We start from the raw sequence: 15,194 nt of genomic DNA, 5'->3' as shown, positions 1-15,194 counted from the left end.
TCTCCAGGTTTCAGGCAATGCCGACGATACCGGCATCGATCAGCCGGGCAATCTCGCCCGACGGCAACGACAGCCGGTCCGCCAATATTTCTTCGCTATGTTCGCCATTGCGCGGCGCGGGGCGTGGCGGCTGACGCGGCTCCTGCGGCAAGGTCGCAAAGGCGCCCGCGGCGGGATAGGCAAAACCGCTGGGGTTGTCGGCCTGCCCAAAGATCGGGTTGCCCGCGACCAGCGCCGGATCCTGCACCGCGTCCAGCATCGTGCGATAGGGCGAATGGACGATGCCGCCCGCGTCGAACGCGGCGACGAGATCGGCATGGCTCCGACCGGCGATGGCCGCCTCGAACAGCGGATACAGCGCATCGCGATGGGTGAAGCGCAGGCCGTCGTCCTTGGCAAAGGACACCCCGCGCGCCGCCTCGACCGCCGCAATCGCTTCGCCGAGAGCCAGCGCCGCGACCAGATTGGCCCATTGGCGCGGCGTGACCACGACGATCATCGTCCGCTGGCCATCGGCGGTGACAAAATCGCGTCCGAACAGGCCATAGACGGCGTTGCCGAGCCGCGGCCGGTTGACGCCCGAATAAAGCACCTCGGCCACCCCGCCGAGATTGGCGACAGTGCCGATCGCGACATCGGATAGCGGAATCCGCACCTCGCCACCTTCGCCGGTTGCGGTCCGGCGCTGGATCGCGGCGAGCAAGGCAAAGGCCGCATAAGCGCCGCTGAGCAAATCCCACGCAGGCAGCACATGGTTGACCGGCGCGGGGCCGGTGCCGGTGAGCATCGGATAACCGACGCTGTTGTTGACGGTGTAGTCGAGCGCGGGCGAGCCGTCGGCCCAGCCCATGATGCGGACGGTGATCAGGTCAGCGCGCCCTGCCACCAGCACGTCATGCGACAAAAAGCCGCCGACCGGAAAGTTGGTGATGAACTGGCCCGTCGCGCGCACCAGCGCCTGCAACAGCTCACGCCCTTCCGGCCGCCCAAGGTCGAGCGCGACCGACTTTTTGGCGCGATTGAGATTTTCCCAGTAGAGCGAGTCATTGGCCTCGGTCACCGGCCAGCGGCGAAAATCTGGGCCGCCGCCGATCTGATCGACGCGGATCACCTCGGCCCCCATTTGCGCGCAATAAAGCCCGGCCGTGGGCGAGGCGACGAAGGACGAAGCCTCGATCACCGACAGGCCGGTCAGCAGGTCGTACATCCGGTACCGTCTCCCTCCCGTGCATGGCCGAAACCGCCACGCCGGGCCATCTGGCGCACCCGGCGGTCCGAGTCAAACGGCGCGCCGCGCCTGCAACGCCGTATCGAACTCTAGATAATCGGCAGCTCGTTCGTTGATTTGATCTCCGACAACGCCACCGTCGAATTGATTTCCTGCACCCCGGGCAGTTTGCTCAGCTTGTCAAAGAAGAACGCCTCATAGGCATCAATGTCCTTGGCAACGATGCGCAGCATGAAATCCATATTGCCCATCAACACATAGGCGCCGAGCACCTCGGGAAAGGCGGCGATCGCGTTACTGAACTCGTCGAGGTTGGCGCGGCCGTGGGCGTTGAGTTTGACCTGCGCAAAGATATGCGCGTGCAGCCCGACCTTGCGCCGGTCGATCACCGCGACGCGCCCCTTGATATAACCGTCGCGTTCAAGTCGATCGATGCGCCGCCAGCATGGTGAGGGCGACAGCCCGACGCGCTCGGCCAGTTCGGCGGTGGTCAGGCTGGCATCGCGTTGCAGCTCGCGAATGATATTCTTTTCGAAGGGGTCCAAGTCGGTCATTTCAACCTTCTTCATCCATAATAGGAGAATTTTTAACCGGTTTAGCGCCGAATTTTCAAAAAATCGAGAAAGAATGACCTTGGCTCCACTGCGATAAGCAGCGGAGCACAGGAGGCTGCCATGGTTGTTCAATTTTCGGGCCGTTTGCCCGCCGTCGAAACCGTCCGACTGGAGGACAAGAGCGCCGGTCTCGACGGCATCATCGTCGTTCATTCGACGACGCTCGGCCCGGGCGCCGGGGGCTGCCGCCTGTGGCATTATCCCGACCTTGATCAGGCGTTCACCGACGCTTTCCGGCTCGCCGAGGGGATGAGTTACAAAAATGCGATGGCGGGCCTGCCCTTCGGCGGCGCCAAGGCGGTGCTGCGCCGACCCGACGGCCCGTTCGATCGCGCCGCGTTGTTCCGCGCCTTTGGCCAAGCGGTCGCGGCGCTGGGCGGACGCTATGTCACCGCCGAGGACGTCGGGACGACCGTCGCCGACATGCAAGAGGTGGCGCGCGAAACCCGCCATGTCGCCGGGCTGGCGGCGGTTGGCGCGGCAGCGGGCGGCGATCCGTCGCCATGGACCGCGCAAGGGGTGTTCGGCGCGATCGAGGCAGGCGCCGCCTTCGCGCTCGGATCGGACCTCAAGGGGCTCACCGTCGCGGTGCAAGGGACCGGCAATGTCGGCGCCGAACTGTGCCGCCGTCTCGCCGACGCCGGGGCACGGCTAGTCATCGCCGATGTCGCGCCGGGGCGCCGCGACCGGCTCGCCTCGATCCTGGGAGCCCGCGTCGTCGGCGCCGACACCATCGCGTCGGTCGGCGCCGACATCTTTGTCCCTTGCGCGCTGGGCGGCGTGCTCGACGAACCGGCCGTCGCGGCGATGTCGGCCAAACTCGTCTGCGGCGGCGCGAACAATCAACTGGCGACGCCCGAGGTCGCCGACATGCTGATGGGCCGCGGCATCACCTATGTTCCCGACTATGTCGCCAACGCCGGCGGCATCGTCAGCGTCACCGCCGAATATCTGGGCGAAAGCGCCGCCAGCGTCGCGCAGCGGGTGGCGCAAATCGGCCCGCGCGTGGCGGCCATTCTGGAAGAAGCCGCGCGCCGCGGCCTGTCCCCCGCGGCGGTCGCCGACGAAACCGCCGAGCGCCTCATCGCATCGGCGGGCCGCCTCGCGGCATGAGACAAGTGTTTCGGATCGTCGCGGTTCCCGATCCGCAAACGCTGCCGCGCATCATCGCCATCTTTGCTCAGCGCTCGCTCGTCCCGACGACGATGTCATCGCACCGGCACAGCGCCATGCTCCATATCGAAATCGAGCTGGACCATCTCGACCCGCCGATCGCCGCCATCATCGCCGCAAAACTGGGTGAGGGAGTGCTGATCGACAGCGTCGTCTGCGACACGTTGCTTTCCCTTCAGGTCGCCTGACCCTAGAACCAGCCCCGCACCCCCACAACGATGCTGACGCCGCCCGGATCATCGCCCATAGCGCGCGCAAAACGCGCCGTCTCGCCGACCTTACGCGCCCATTCGGCGCCGACATAAGGCGCGAATTCTTTTACGATTTCATAGCGAAGACGCAGGCCGAGCTCGAGATCGGACAGCCCCGATCCAACGCCGGTTTCGGGGACGTCCTGCAGGGCGAGATTGAATTCGGCGCGGGGCTGTAGGATCAACTTCTGGGTGATGCGCTGGTCATAATAGCCTTCGATCCGGCCGAGAAGATCGCCCTTGTTCGAAAGGAACAGCGCGCCTTCGACCTCGAACCAATAGGGTGCAAGTCCTTCAAAGCCGACCGTCGCATAGCGACGATCGGGACCCGGCCCCAGATCCTGCCGGATCCCCGCCTGGACGTTGAAATAGGGTCCGATTGCCCGGCTGTAGAGCGCCTGTACCTCGGCGCCCTCGATGCCTGCGCCGAAAATGCCTTCGCCCTCACTCTTGACCGTCAGCCGGTCGATGTCGCCGCCATACCAAGCCTCGCCGTCCCAGCGGAAACCGTCCCGGCCGTGACGCGCCTGATATTCGGCGAGATTGAAGCTGACAAACGCGATCGTCTGCGCGCCATTTTCCATCATCATGGCGTGGCGGGCGTGGTCCATCGCCGCCTTGGAATACAGGCGATCGGCATACCAGTTACCCGGCGGTTCGGGCGCGGCGCCATCGCCGGGCGGCAGATCGGTGCCGCTGCCGCTGCTCGTCGCTGCCCCATCTGCCGTTACCGGCGTGGCGTCCGCCGGCGCGTCCTTTGGGGTGCAATGGCCCATCGCCGCATGCTCGGGCGAACAAGGGTCCATCGGCTCTTTGACTGGCGCAGCCGTCGGGGCAGGCGCCGGGCCGTGCATCGAATGATCCATCGATTGGGCCACAGCCGGTACCGCGCCGGCCAGCGGCGCGATGCCGGCCAAGAGGAGCGCGATCCGGGTCATTCGGCGTCTCCTTTCGGACGAACGCTGACGACGCGCATCATCCCGGCATGCATGTGGTAGAGAAGATGGCAGTGGAACGCCCAGTCGCCGACCGCGTCGGCGGTGAAATCGAAACTCGCCGTCCCGCCAGGCTGAACGAGGACCGTATGCTTGCGCGGCGAGCGGTCGCCCTTCTCCGTCACCAGTTCAAAGAAATGGCCGTGCAGGTGAATGGGGTGGCTCATCATCGAATCGTTGATCAGGTTGATCCGCACTCGCTCGCCCTCGATGAACGGAATGGGCGCGTGATAGTCGGACATCTTCACGCCATCGAACGACCACATGAAGCGTTCCATGTTGCCGGTGAGGTGGATGTCGAGCGACCGCCCGGCGGCGCGCCGGTCGGGATTGCGATCGAGCGCCACGAGATCGTGGTAGGTCAACACCCGGTGCCCGGCGTCCTCGAGCCCCTGTCCCGGCTCGCCCAGGCGATCGACGGGCATGGGGGAGATCGTCTGGACACCGGGATCGCGCCTGACCTGCGGCGCGGCGCTGAAATCGCGCATGCTGTGCTGCATGCCGCCAGTGGGATGGCCCATCCCGGCATGATCGACCGGCGCCGCAACGGCAGCCGGGGTGCAATGGCCCATCTTGGCATGTTCGGGCGCGCAAGCCTCGCTGCCCGCGGCGACCGACATGTCCATGTCACCCATGCCCATATCCCGCATCGTCGCGAGTGGCCGTTCGCGCAGCGGCGGAACATCGGCGACCATACCCGCGCGCGGCGCCAGCGTCGCGCGGCCCATGCCCGATCTGTCGCTGGCTTCGGCGACCAGTGTATAGGCGCGATCCTCGACCGGGGTGACGATGACATCATAGGTTTCGGCGACAGCAATCTGGAACTCGTCGATCTCGGTCGGCACGACGTTGAGCCCGTCGGCCTGCACGACGGTCATCCGAAGGCCGGGGATGCGGACGTTGAAGATCGTCATCGCCGACGCATTGACGATCCGCAGCCGCACCCGCTCGCCCGGACCGAACAGCGCGGTCCAATTGTCGCGCGGCCCGTGGCCGTTGACGAGAAAGCTGTAGGTCGAACCGTTGACGTCGGCGATGTCGGCGGGGTCCATCCGCATCTTGCCCCAATCGATCCGTTCGCCGAGCGGTTGATCCCTGCCCGCGAGCAGGCCGGACAGCGTTTGACGCTGCATGTTGAAATGACCGGGGTTGACCTTCAGCTTGCGGAAGATCGCTTCGGGTGACAGCTGGCTGTGGTCCGACAACACGACGACATGTTCGCGATCATAAGCAACGGGATCGGCGCCTGCCGGATCGATGACGATCGGCCCATAGTGGCCAAGCTGCTCCTGAAGCCCGGAATGACTGTGATACCAATAGGTTCCCGACTGCACGACCGGGAATTCATAGACGAAGGTCGCGCGCGGCTTGATGCCGGGAAAGCTGACCCCCGGCACACCGTCCATCTGGAAGGGAAGGATCAGCCCGTGCCAATGGATCGAGCTATCCTCGTCGAGATCATTGACGACGGTGAGGCGCGCAGTCTGTCCTTCCTTCAGCCGGACAAGCGGCGCCGGGACGGTGCCGTTGATCCCGATGGCGCGGCTCAGCTTGCCGTCGATGCGCATTGTCTGGCGCGCGATCCGCAGCGTGATGTCGTTGCCGGATACCGTCGGAAGCGGCGCCATGATGCCCGAAGACACCGGCTGCGCCCAGGCCGGAAACCAGGCGGCCATCGCCGCGGCCGCGCCGCCGCCAAACGCCCCACGGACGAACCGACGCCTTTCCATCTGCATATTCTTTCCGACCGTTAGCGATTGTTCCTAAAGCCATACGCGGGCGAGACGGCCATCCCTCAATAAAAATGCCGTGCGACGGGCGCGCTGTCCGAACGACCGATCGCGAGATTAATCCCGCGCGCTCGCCGATGGACCGGCGAGCAATTCCCTGAGTTTGGTCCGGGCACGGTAGAGGCGGGTCTCGACCGTCTTTTCGCTGACCCGCAAAATCAGCGCGGTTTCGGCTTGGCTGACGTCATCGATTCCGCGAAGCAGCAACACCTCGCGCAAATTTTGCGGCAGCCGGTCGATTGCCCCGCGCACCCTTGCCAGCTCGCGCTTGTCGGCTGCCTCCGCGTCGGGCGCCGGACCGTCGCTCGCGACATGATGCGCGCTGTCGAGCGGAAGGGCGCGGGCGAAAAAGGCGCGCACCCTGCGTCGGCGGGCCCAGTCGCGACATTTGTTGAGCGCGATCCGGGCCATCCAGGTCCGAAAGGGGCGGTCGCCATCATAGCGATCGATCGCCGCGAATCCGGCGACGAAGCTTTCCTGCGTCAGGTCCAATGCTTCGTCGGCGTCACCGATCTGCTGGACGATGAGCCGATAGACGCCCGCTTTGTGGCGGTGCAGCAACTCGCGGTACGCATCCTCGCGGTCGACGCGAGCGAGGATCGCCAGGTCCTGATCGCTATGCCGCGTGAGGTCGGCGGTCACCGTGCATCGGCGGTCAGCGCCTTGACCACGCTCTTGTCAAACATTGCCGTCTGATCGGGGCTCAGAACCCCGCGCATCGCGAAAAGATGCTGGAGCGTTTCCTTCTGCAATGCCCCCATCACCACATGGGTTTCGTCGATTGCCGCGGTGACGCGCGGTCCATAGCCATGCTCGGCTTCGATCGCCTGCGCGAGGCGAACATTGGCAGCGCGCATCTTCAATTCGAGCGTTTGACGGCGATCAGCAAAATGGGCTTCGATCCGATCGAGCTTCGTTTCTTGCGCGGCGGTCAGGTCGAGTTGGCTGTGGAGAAGCGCGTGAAGTTCGGTTTCGCTGGCGTTAGGCGCATCGGTCACCAGGCGGCCGACAAACACCCCGGCCATCGCGGCGATGAAAGCAACAAGTCCGACGAGAAGCAGGCGGCGGGCTGGCATCGTCAAGACATGTCCAGCAAGGTCGACGGCGCGAGCGCGCTGGGCGGACCGAACGGGGTCAGCGGACTTGCCGCGACCGCTGGCCGGGAAATCGCGCTCCCCGCCAATAGGCCGCCGCCGAGCGATACAAAGGCCGCCAGCGCCATCAGACGGCGCATCGCCACCGCCTCGCGCCGACGGATCGCCAAGGCACCCATGATGTGGTCGTCGAGCGCGCCCAGCGCCGCGGGCAGATCGATCCGGTCCAAAATGCGAAGCGCGTCATCCATCGATCGTCTTTTCCCGACTGCCCACCCTTGTACATACGCACCGCAGCGCATCACCCCTCAACCAAAGTGCCGAGCTGGATTATTTGGCGCGCTCCCCGATTCTCTTAAAGAACCGCGCGGGCGCGGAAAAGCGAGCGCGGCGCTGGCAGCGATCCGGCGATGTGGTTTTCATGTTTCCAGCGCGGTTCGTCACTATAATAACCGTCGCCAAACCGATGAGCGAACCGAACGGACGGCAATCTTCGGCGACCGTCAATGTCACACCTTATGACCGGATCGCGGCTCAAAGCCGGCATGCGCAACATCAGCGGGTGACGATCGACGTCAGCGCCCGTAGAGACCCTAAAATATTGAAATTCCACAAAATTGTCTCGATCGATTTCGAGAGCGGAAAGCCGGATGCGACTTCCTCGTCCACACACCGCCGACGGGATGTTTCCGCGGCAAATCCGGCCTTCAAAGCGAAATGCCAAAATCAAATCAAGCCATTGAAGTACAATGAGAAATGGCGCACCCGAAGGGATTCGAACCCCTGGCCTCTGCCTTCGGAGGGCAGCGCTCTATCCAGCTGAGCTACGGGTGCCAATAGAGCGCGGCCTCTAGCAAGAGCTTCGCCGGGCAGCAATGGCCTATCGACCGCGGCGCGCCGATGTGCAAAGCGGGCGGCGAAGGCCCGGGCAATGGTCAGGGGGGACGCCGGCGTGACATCATCCGAACAGAGCTGGCCGATGGCCGCCGACCTATATGGCGAGATGCAGCTTGAGGCGCGTCCGCCGGCCGGGCGACGCTGGCGCGACTATGTGCCCGGCGTTCTGGTTACCGCCATCGCCGCGCTCGCCGCCGCGTGGATCGCCGATCATTATGCTGCGCCGCTGGTGCTGATGGGGCTGCTCATCGGCCTTGCAATGAGCTTTCTGTCGCAGGACCGGCGCACCCATGCGGGACTCGACCTGATGTCGCAGACCGCGCTGCGGGTTGGGATCGTGCTCGTCGGCGCGCGAATTACCGCCGAACAGCTGGTCGAACTGGGACCGCTGCCCTTTGCGTTGCTTGTCGTCATCATGCTTGCGGTGATTGTTGTCACCGTCGCTAGCGCCCGGCTGTTCGCGCAGGATCGCCACGCCGCGCTGCTCGCGGGCGGCGCGACGGCGATCTGCGGCGCGTCGGCGGCGCTCGCGCTATATTCGTTGATCGGCGACAAACGTGTCGACCAGGCGCGCTTCACGCTCACGCTGGTCGGCATCACCGTCGCCAGCGCGTTCGCGATGACGCTCTACCCGGTGCTCGCCGCCGAACTGGGGCTGACCGACGCACAGGCGGGGTTCCTGATCGGCGCATCGATCCATGACGTCGCGCAGGCGATTGGCGGCGGCTTTTCCTTTTCGCCGCAAGCCGGCGAGGTCGCGACGATCGTCAAACTGACCCGTGTTGCGCTGCTCGCACCGATGCTGATGCTCGTCGCGCTCTGGCTGGGGCGCAGCGGCGCGGGCGACACCAAGACCCGCATTCCGCTACGCCTGCCCTGGTTCATTCTCGGCTTTCTTGCCATCGCGGCCGTCAATTCGCTGATCGCGATCCCGAAGGTCGCGCAGAACGCAGCGGCGACGGGTGCCCAGGCGCTCTTGCTGCTCGCAATCGTTGCGACGGCAATGAAGGCGCGGCTGCACCTGCTGCTCGATCAGGGGTGGCGCAGTTTTGCACCAATTGTCATCGCGACGCTGACGAGCTTCTTGCTCGCGCTTGCCGCCGCGCTTTGTCTGTGACGCCGTGACGTCACCGCAACGACTTTGAATCTTTAGCTTTTAGGTAGCGCCCAGCTGACCGTCAGCTGCGTCGCGCGGCGTGGAATGTCGAGCTTGGCCTCGCTGAAATTGACCTTTTCATTCGGCGGCAACATCCGCACCGGCGGCTTGATCGTCCAGCTATAGACAATCGTCCCTTGTGCATCGCGCAGTTCGGCCAAGATCGGCGGCACCCGCTGTTCGCGGTCGGTCGGGTTGATGATCACCCCCGATGCGGCGAAATAGATCGTCCCGTCGGCCAGTTCGCGATGATCCTGGTTGGGCGGCAATTCGATAACCAGATCGGGTTCGGCGGCGATCCCCGGCAGGCCGAGCCCCTGCGCCCAGCTGGGCAGACCGAAATAATATAGCCCCACCGTCGCTGCGACCATCAGCGCTGCAGCGCTCGCGGCGATCAGCGTCCAGCGCTTCGCCGGATTACGGCGCGGGCGGCGGAAAGGCAGCGGCGCCTCTTCTGCGGCAGCAGGGGCGGGGCGCGGCGCGGGGTCGGCGGCGAAAGCCTCGCGCGGCGGAGGATCGGCGACCGGCGCCGGACTCTCGGCATAGGTTGCCGCCGGCTCGGACGGCGGTGCCGCGACCGGTTCAACCACGGCCTCAGGCTCCGCCAAGTCCAGCGTCGCAGGTTCCTGAAACCAGCTATGGCGGCAATTGGCGCAGCGCACGGTACGCCCCGTCGGGCCGATCGCCGTATCGGGTACGACATAACGCGTGTGGCAGGACGGACAGGCGAGGATCATGGACCTCTCTAAACACGCTGATTCACGGTGTTGCAAGTGCGGTGTCGCCATTGGCCGCCCACTCCCCGCTTTACCTGACACAGCAGCCGTGTAACAGGCGGGGCATGAGCGCCGCCGCGCCCCCATTTCGAGCAACGCTGTCCGCGCCAAACGGTGCGCGCGTGACGCCATGACGGATGTGCCGAGCCCGCGCCCCGGCGGCGCGATGGTCGAATTCGACGGGGTGGGCTTGCGCTATGGCCCCGATGCCGAGGTGCTGACTGACATCAGCTTCAACCTGCAACCAGGCAGCTTTTACTTCCTCACCGGCGCGTCGGGCGCGGGCAAGACGTCGTTGCTCAAGATGCTGTATCTGGCGCAGCGCCCAAGCCGCGGCATCGTCCGTCTGTTCGGCGAGGATCTGGTGAATATGCCGCGTCCGCGTCTGCCCGGCTTTCGCCGTCGCATCGGCGTCGTATTCCAGGATTTCCGCCTGATCCCGCATTTGTCGGCGCGCGACAACATCGCACTGCCGCTGCGCATTGCGGGGGTCGGCGAAGAGGATTTGTCGGGACCGGTCGGCGAAATGCTCAGCTGGATCGGGCTGGGTGAGCGCGCCGATGCGCATCCCGCAACGCTGTCGGGCGGCGAGCAACAGCGTGTTGCGATCGCCCGCGCGGTGATCGCGCGCCCGCAACTGCTGGTCGCCGACGAACCGACCGGCAACGTCGATCCCGAAATGGCGATGCGCCTGCTCGGCCTGTTCGAAGCGCTCAACCGGCTCGGGACCACCGTCGTCGTCGCCACCCACGACGTCCATCTGATCAGCCGCATCGAAAACGCCCAGATGATGCGGCTGGAAAAAGGCCGTCTATCCGACCCGACCGGCGCGCTACGCTATCCACCGGCGAACCGGGTCTAGCGGGATGATCATCCCCCGCGTCCCTGTGCAGCATCGCCGCCTGCTTCCCGACCGCCGCCTGTCGGGGCCGACGCCGTGGGTGATCGCGATCCTGATGATGCTGACGCTGCTCGCCGCCGCTGCCGGGGTCGGGCTCGCGCGCTCCGCCAACGCGATCGGCAGCGCAATTGCCGGGCGCGTCACGGTGCAGATCGTTACCGCCAATCCGGTGACCCGCGCCCAGCAGGCGGCGGCGCTGCGCCGCGCTGCCGCGGCCCAACCTTTCGTCCGGTCGGCGCGCTCGGTCGGGCAGGAAGAGTTGCAAAAGACCCTTGGTCAGTGGTTCGGCAGCGCCGAAGGCGACGATCCCGTCCTCAAATCGCTGCCGTTGCCCGCGCTCGTCGATATCGATTTTGTCGGCGAGGACCGCCGCCGTCCGATGCAGCAATTGCGCGCGCTGGTGGCGGCCGAAGCGCCCGGCGCTCGGATCATTCCCCACGCCGAATGGCTGGGGCCGGTCGCACGGCTGATCCGTTCGCTGGCATGGATCGCCGGCGGGCTTGTCCTGCTGATGACGCTCGCCAGCGCCGCCGTGGTGATCATGACCGCGCGCGCCGCGCTCGGCACCCATTTTGCGACGATCGAGATGCTGCATCTGATCGGCGCGACCGACCGCCAGATAACTCGCCTGTTCCAGCGGCGTATCGCGATCGACACCGCCTATGGGATCGCGCTCGGTACCGTCGTTGCCGCGGCGATCCTGTTGCTGATCGGCTGGCAATGGACGGGGATCACATCGGGATTGGCCGCAACCGCCTCGCTGGGGCCGACTGGCTGGGCGCTCTTGCTGGGGCTGCCGCTATTGGCTATCGCGCTCGCAGCCCTGACGGCGCGCCAGACGTTGCTCGCCGCGCTCAAGAAGATTTTATGATCAAGCGTTTGATTTCCTTTCTCTTTCTGGCTTGGGTTCTGGGGTTTGCGTGGTTCGCGCTGCTGCCGCCCTTGCCAGCCGCGGCGCAGAAAACCGACGCGATCGTCGTGCTCACCGGCGGCCCGGGACGGATCGACCGCGCGCTCGAACGGCTGGAAGCCGGCGATGCCAAGCGGCTGTTGATCAGCGGCGTCGCCCGCGAGGTGAAGCCCAAGGAGCTGGCGGCCGAGTATAAGCGGCCCGCGGCGTTGTTCGATTGCTGCATCGCGCTGGGGTTCGAGGCCGAGGATACGCGTTCAAACGCGACCGAGGTCGCAACCTGGGTTGCGCGGCGCAACTATAAAACGGTACGGCTGGTCACCACCGACTGGCACATGCGCCGCGCCGAATATGAAATCGGCCGCGCGATCGGCGACAAGGTCACTATCCTGCCCGATGCGGTGCGCAGCGAGCCCAATTTCGCGACCTTGTTTCGCGAATATCACAAATTTCTGGCCGGATTGGCAGGCGGACTGCTCGGTCTGTGAGATATAGCATAGCCCTGTTCCGATCGATCCTGTTCTGGATCGCCTTTTTCGTGATGAGCGCCATCTCGTCGATCGGCGGGGTCATCGCCTTGCCGATCTCGCACCGCGGCACGATATTTTTCGTGCGCATCTGGGCGAAGGCGCATCGGCTGTTCTGCCGTTTCCTGCTCGGCCAGACGATCGTCGTCGAGGGCGACATGCCCGATATTCCGGTGCTCTATGTCTTCAAGCATGAATCGGCGTTCGAAACCGTCGAGCAACCAGGGCTGTTCAAACATCCGGCGGTGTTCGCCAAGGAAGAGTTGTTTTCGATCCCCGTCTGGGGTCAGGCGGCACGTTTCTATGGCCTGATCCCCGTCGATCGCGACGGCGGCGGCAAAGCGATGCGCGCGATGCTCAGCGCGGCGAAGGCGGCGCTGGCCGCAGGACGCCCGCTGGTTCTGTTCGCCGAAGGAACGCGGGTGCCGCACGGTGAAGCGCCGGGATTGCGACCGGGTTTCGCCGGCATGTACCGCCTGCTCGGGGTACCGGTGATCCCCGTCGCAGTGAACAGCGGCCTCGCCTTTCCTCCGCACCGCTGGGTCAAATGGCCTGGCACCATCACCTACAAGGTCGGCCAGACCATCCCTGCCGGCCTGCCGCGCGAAGTGGCCGAGGCGCAGGTACGGGTAGCGATCAATGCGCTGAATCCGCCTGAGGCATTGTTGGAAAACAACGCCGCCCTCTAAATCCCGATTGTGCCGAGCGAAGTCGAGAAACGCGAGGCTCGCGCTGTGCAAGCGTATCTCGACTTCGCTCGATACCAACGGAGTTTGACGCCGTATTCGCCCTAATGCTTCCGCCCGAAATCGGGCGCCGCATCGTCCTGCCCCTCGGCAATGATCGAGCGGCGGATCGCCCGCGTCCGCGTGAACCACTCTTCCAGCTTGTCGGCATCGCCGCGGCGGATTGCTTGCTGGAGCACGGTCAGATCTTCGTTGAAGCGCTGCAAAGTCGCGAGAACCGCATCCTTGTTGGCCAGGAACACGTCGCGCCACATCACCGGGTCGCTCGCGGCGATGCGGGTGAAGTCGCGGAAGCCGCCCGCCGAATATTTGATCACCTCGCTCTCGGTGACCTCTTCCAGCTCGCTGGCGGTGCCGACGATCGTATAGGCAATCAGATGCGGCAAATGGCTGGTCACCGCGAGCACCATGTCGTGATGCGCGGCGTCCATGACATCGACCTTGGCGCCGAGCGCCTCCCAGAATGCGGTCAGCGCTGCGACCGCGTCGGCGGGCGCCGCTGCGTCGGGGGTAATGATGCACCAGCGCCCGTCGAACAGGCTGGCAAAGCCCGCGGCAGGGCCGCTATTCTCGGTCCCCGCGACCGGATGCGCCGGGATGACGATATGACCGGGCAGCGCTTTTGCCAGCGCCTCGGCCACGCTCGCCTTTGATGATCCGACGTCGGAAATGATCGTATTTTGGCCCAGACCCGGCGCCATTGCTGACGCCGCGGCGGCCATGCCGCCGACCGGCACCGCCAAGATCACTAGATCGGCGTCGGCGACCGCGGCGTCGGCAGCGTCGATCACGGCGTCACACAGCCCCAGCGTCCGAGCAATTTCGCGGACGTCGCTGTTGGCGTCATGGCCGGTAACCATGACGCCCGGCAGCTTTTCCTTGACCGCGCGCGCGATCGACGATCCGATCAGGCCCAGCCCGATGATCGATAGCCGCTCGATATGACGCGTCATGGTCAGCCGTTCAGCGCGGCGCGGATCGCTGCCGCAAGGCCGCGCGTCTCTTCTTCGGTACCGATCGTCATCCGCAGCGCGCCGGGCAATCCCTGCCCCGGCAGCCATCTGACGATATATCCTGCCTCCATCAGCCGGTTGTACACCGTCTCGGCGCTCACATCGCCTTCGAACAGCACGAGCAGGAAGTTGCACGCGGATGGCACCACGCGCAGGCCATGATTGCCCAGGCTTTCGATCTCTTGCGCCAGCCACGCACGCCATTTGGCGTTGTGATCGCGGCTGGCGGTGATGAACGCGTCGTCGCCGATCGCGGCGATCGCCGCCGCCTGCCCCGCGCGGGTGACATTGAACGGCAGGCGAATACGATGCAGCGCCGAAATCACATCGGCAGAGGCATAGCCCCAGCCGATCCGCTCGGCGGCGAGGCCGTGGATCTTGGAAAAGGTGCGGGTGACAAAGACGTTCGGCTGGGTCTTTGCGAGCTCTAGCCCGCCGTCATCCTCGGCCTCCGACAGATATTCGGAATAGGCCTGGTCGATCACGAACAGCACGGCCTTAGGCAGCCCCGCATAGAGCCGCGCGACCTCGTCGCGCGATGCCAGCGTGCCGGTCGGGTTGTTCGGATTCGCGAGATAGACAACGCGCGTCTTGTCGGTCACCGCCGCAAGCAGCGCATCGACGTCGGTCGCATAATCCTTGTCGTCCGCCTCGACAGGGACCGCGCCGACGCGCCGCGCCGCGATCTCGTACACCGCAAAGCCGTAGCGGACATACAATATCTCGTCGCCGACACCGGCATAGGTGCCCGCCGCCAGATGCAGCAGCTCGTCAGACCCGTTGCCACAGATAATCCGCGCCGGATCGAGCCCAAACTTCGCCGCAATCGTCTCGCGCAGCTCCGCGGAACCGGGGTCGGGATAGCGCGAGAGCGCATCGGGCGCCGCCTGCGCCGCGGCGAACGCCGCGCGCGCCTTTTCACCCGTCCCGAGCGGATTTTCATTGGCGCTGAGCTTGATCAGCGGGCGGCCGTCGGCGCCCGCCGATTTACCGGGAACATAGGGAGCGATGCCGCTGATCCACGGCTTCGGGCTAAGGGTCTGGGTCGCATCGGTCATGCCGCGCCGTTTAACGCTTCGATGGCCCGAGTCCAGCACGTTGACAGGGTGCGCGCGCCCGCTTA

General features: G+C 65.3%; 17 protein-coding genes and 1 tRNA gene. 7 read left to right on the top strand and 11 right to left on the bottom strand.

Translation table 11 applies throughout. The features are described 5' to 3' along the window. Positions 1-10 precede the first annotated feature (10 nt). Positions 11-1,207, bottom strand: coding sequence for a CoA transferase (locus ACQY6T_RS14375; RefSeq protein ID WP_428631771.1), 1,197 nt, complete (start codon positions 1,205-1,207; stop codon positions 11-13). A gap of 110 nt (positions 1,208-1,317) precedes the next feature. Beyond that, the gene (locus tag ACQY6T_RS14370; protein WP_428631769.1) at positions 1,318-1,782 is read right to left on the bottom strand and encodes an Lrp/AsnC family transcriptional regulator; all 465 of its coding nucleotides are present in this window, start codon (positions 1,780-1,782) and stop codon (positions 1,318-1,320) included. A gap of 120 nt (positions 1,783-1,902) precedes the next feature. Between ACQY6T_RS14370 and ACQY6T_RS14365 the strand changes: the two genes are divergently transcribed. Continuing rightward, the gene (locus ACQY6T_RS14365) at positions 1,903-2,955 is read left to right on the top strand and encodes a Leu/Phe/Val dehydrogenase (RefSeq protein WP_428631767.1); all 1,053 of its coding nucleotides are present in this window, start codon (positions 1,903-1,905) and stop codon (positions 2,953-2,955) included. After that, positions 2,952-3,203, top strand: coding sequence for a hypothetical protein (locus ACQY6T_RS14360; RefSeq protein ID WP_428631766.1), 252 nt, complete (start codon positions 2,952-2,954; stop codon positions 3,201-3,203). Before ACQY6T_RS14365 ends, ACQY6T_RS14360 begins: the two co-directional genes overlap by 4 nt. A 2-nt stretch (positions 3,204-3,205) precedes the next feature. Here ACQY6T_RS14360 and ACQY6T_RS14355 read toward each other — a convergent pair whose 3' ends face one another. The 6 genes from ACQY6T_RS14355 to ACQY6T_RS14330 form a co-directional block, all read right to left on the bottom strand. After that, positions 3,206-4,204, bottom strand: coding sequence for a copper resistance protein B (locus ACQY6T_RS14355; protein ID WP_428631765.1), 999 nt, complete (start codon positions 4,202-4,204; stop codon positions 3,206-3,208). Then, positions 4,201-5,997, bottom strand: coding sequence for a copper resistance system multicopper oxidase (locus tag ACQY6T_RS14350; protein ID WP_428631762.1), 1,797 nt, complete (start codon positions 5,995-5,997; stop codon positions 4,201-4,203). Before ACQY6T_RS14350 ends, ACQY6T_RS14355 begins: the two co-directional genes overlap by 4 nt. A 111-nt stretch (positions 5,998-6,108) precedes the next feature. Next, positions 6,109-6,693 (bottom strand): RNA polymerase sigma factor, encoded by a 585-nt coding sequence (locus ACQY6T_RS14345; RefSeq protein WP_428631761.1) that lies wholly within the window; start codon positions 6,691-6,693, stop codon positions 6,109-6,111. Then, positions 6,690-7,127 carry a periplasmic heavy metal sensor gene (locus ACQY6T_RS14340; RefSeq protein ID WP_428631760.1) on the bottom strand — a complete coding sequence of 146 codons (438 nt, stop codon included), beginning with the start codon at positions 7,125-7,127 and terminating at the stop codon, positions 6,690-6,692. Before ACQY6T_RS14340 ends, ACQY6T_RS14345 begins: the two co-directional genes overlap by 4 nt. 2 nt (positions 7,128-7,129) lie before the next feature. Continuing rightward, positions 7,130-7,396 carry a hypothetical protein gene (locus ACQY6T_RS14335; protein WP_428631758.1) on the bottom strand — a complete coding sequence of 89 codons (267 nt, stop codon included), beginning with the start codon at positions 7,394-7,396 and terminating at the stop codon, positions 7,130-7,132. A gap of 506 nt (positions 7,397-7,902) precedes the next feature. Continuing rightward, positions 7,903-7,979: transfer RNA gene (locus tag ACQY6T_RS14330), tRNA-Arg, on the bottom strand. A 97-nt stretch (positions 7,980-8,076) separates the two neighbouring features. Between ACQY6T_RS14330 and ACQY6T_RS14325 the strand changes: the two genes are divergently transcribed. Next, positions 8,077-9,159 (top strand): YeiH family protein, encoded by a 1,083-nt coding sequence (locus tag ACQY6T_RS14325; RefSeq protein WP_428631756.1) that lies wholly within the window; start codon positions 8,077-8,079, stop codon positions 9,157-9,159. Between the two features lie 32 nt (positions 9,160-9,191). Here ACQY6T_RS14325 and ACQY6T_RS14320 read toward each other — a convergent pair whose 3' ends face one another. Next, on the bottom strand, positions 9,192-9,935 hold the full coding sequence (locus ACQY6T_RS14320) for a zinc-ribbon domain-containing protein (RefSeq protein WP_428631755.1): 744 nt from the start codon (positions 9,933-9,935) through the stop codon (positions 9,192-9,194). Between the two features lie 169 nt (positions 9,936-10,104). Here ACQY6T_RS14320 and ftsE point away from each other — a divergent pair, with 169 nt between their 5' ends. Genes ftsE through ACQY6T_RS14300 form a run of 4 tightly spaced genes read left to right on the top strand, consistent with a single transcriptional unit; the run spans position 10,105 to position 13,001 of the window. Continuing rightward, positions 10,105-10,836 (top strand): cell division ATP-binding protein FtsE, encoded by a 732-nt coding sequence (ftsE, locus tag ACQY6T_RS14315; protein WP_428631754.1) that lies wholly within the window; start codon positions 10,105-10,107, stop codon positions 10,834-10,836. Between the two features lie 4 nt (positions 10,837-10,840). Then, a complete protein-coding gene (locus ACQY6T_RS14310; protein WP_428631753.1) occupies positions 10,841-11,746 on the top strand; it encodes a cell division protein FtsX in 906 nt (301 codons plus the stop codon). Beyond that, positions 11,743-12,273, top strand: coding sequence for a YdcF family protein (locus tag ACQY6T_RS14305; RefSeq protein ID WP_428631751.1), 531 nt, complete (start codon positions 11,743-11,745; stop codon positions 12,271-12,273). The genes ACQY6T_RS14310 and ACQY6T_RS14305 overlap by 4 nt, the downstream gene beginning before the upstream one ends. Beyond that, a complete protein-coding gene (locus ACQY6T_RS14300; RefSeq protein WP_428631750.1) occupies positions 12,270-13,001 on the top strand; it encodes a lysophospholipid acyltransferase family protein in 732 nt (243 codons plus the stop codon). The genes ACQY6T_RS14305 and ACQY6T_RS14300 overlap by 4 nt, the downstream gene beginning before the upstream one ends. Positions 13,002-13,102: 101 nt before the next feature. Here the strand turns inward: ACQY6T_RS14300 and ACQY6T_RS14295 are convergent, their stop codons facing one another. Further along, positions 13,103-14,011: a prephenate/arogenate dehydrogenase family protein gene (locus ACQY6T_RS14295; RefSeq protein WP_428631748.1), complete on the bottom strand. Its 909-nt coding sequence runs from the start codon at positions 14,009-14,011 to the stop codon at positions 13,103-13,105. 2 nt (positions 14,012-14,013) lie between these two features. Then, positions 14,014-15,129: a histidinol-phosphate transaminase gene (gene hisC, locus ACQY6T_RS14290; protein ID WP_428631747.1), complete on the bottom strand. Its 1,116-nt coding sequence runs from the start codon at positions 15,127-15,129 to the stop codon at positions 14,014-14,016. Between the last annotated feature and the right edge of the window lie 65 nt (positions 15,130-15,194).

It is taken from the genome of Sphingopyxis sp. (genome assembly GCF_965279725.1).
In the GTDB taxonomy this organism is placed as follows: domain Bacteria; phylum Pseudomonadota; class Alphaproteobacteria; order Sphingomonadales; family Sphingomonadaceae; genus Sphingopyxis.
This window is presented reverse-complemented; position numbering and strand designations above follow the sequence as displayed.

Bases quoted from the DNA above. Each gene is read 5' to 3' on its own strand.
- ACQY6T_RS14375 (WP_428631771.1), bottom strand. From the start codon at position 1,207: ATGTACGACCTGCTGACCGGCCTGTCGGTGATCGAGGCTTCGTCCTTC.
- ACQY6T_RS14370 (WP_428631769.1), bottom strand. From the start codon at position 1,782: ATGACCGACTTGGACCCCTTCGAAAAGAATATCATTCGCGAGCTGCAA.
- ACQY6T_RS14365 (WP_428631767.1), top strand. From the start codon at position 1,903: ATGGTTGTTCAATTTTCGGGCCGTTTGCCCGCCGTCGAAACCGTCCGA.
- ACQY6T_RS14360 (WP_428631766.1), top strand. From the start codon at position 2,952: ATGAGACAAGTGTTTCGGATCGTCGCGGTTCCCGATCCGCAAACGCTG.
- ACQY6T_RS14355 (WP_428631765.1), bottom strand. From the start codon at position 4,204: ATGACCCGGATCGCGCTCCTCTTGGCCGGCATCGCGCCGCTGGCCGGC.
- ACQY6T_RS14350 (WP_428631762.1), bottom strand. From the start codon at position 5,997: ATGCAGATGGAAAGGCGTCGGTTCGTCCGTGGGGCGTTTGGCGGCGGC.
- ACQY6T_RS14340 (WP_428631760.1), bottom strand. From the start codon at position 7,127: ATGCCAGCCCGCCGCCTGCTTCTCGTCGGACTTGTTGCTTTCATCGCC.
- ACQY6T_RS14335 (WP_428631758.1), bottom strand. From the start codon at position 7,396: ATGGATGACGCGCTTCGCATTTTGGACCGGATCGATCTGCCCGCGGCG.
- ACQY6T_RS14325 (WP_428631756.1), top strand. From the start codon at position 8,077: ATGGTCAGGGGGGACGCCGGCGTGACATCATCCGAACAGAGCTGGCCG.
- ACQY6T_RS14320 (WP_428631755.1), bottom strand. From the start codon at position 9,935: ATGATCCTCGCCTGTCCGTCCTGCCACACGCGTTATGTCGTACCCGAT.
- ftsE (WP_428631754.1), top strand. From the start codon at position 10,105: ATGACGGATGTGCCGAGCCCGCGCCCCGGCGGCGCGATGGTCGAATTC.
- ACQY6T_RS14310 (WP_428631753.1), top strand. From the start codon at position 10,841: ATGATCATCCCCCGCGTCCCTGTGCAGCATCGCCGCCTGCTTCCCGAC.
- ACQY6T_RS14305 (WP_428631751.1), top strand. From the start codon at position 11,743: ATGATCAAGCGTTTGATTTCCTTTCTCTTTCTGGCTTGGGTTCTGGGG.
- ACQY6T_RS14295 (WP_428631748.1), bottom strand. From the start codon at position 14,011: ATGACGCGTCATATCGAGCGGCTATCGATCATCGGGCTGGGCCTGATC.
- hisC (WP_428631747.1), bottom strand. From the start codon at position 15,129: ATGACCGATGCGACCCAGACCCTTAGCCCGAAGCCGTGGATCAGCGGC.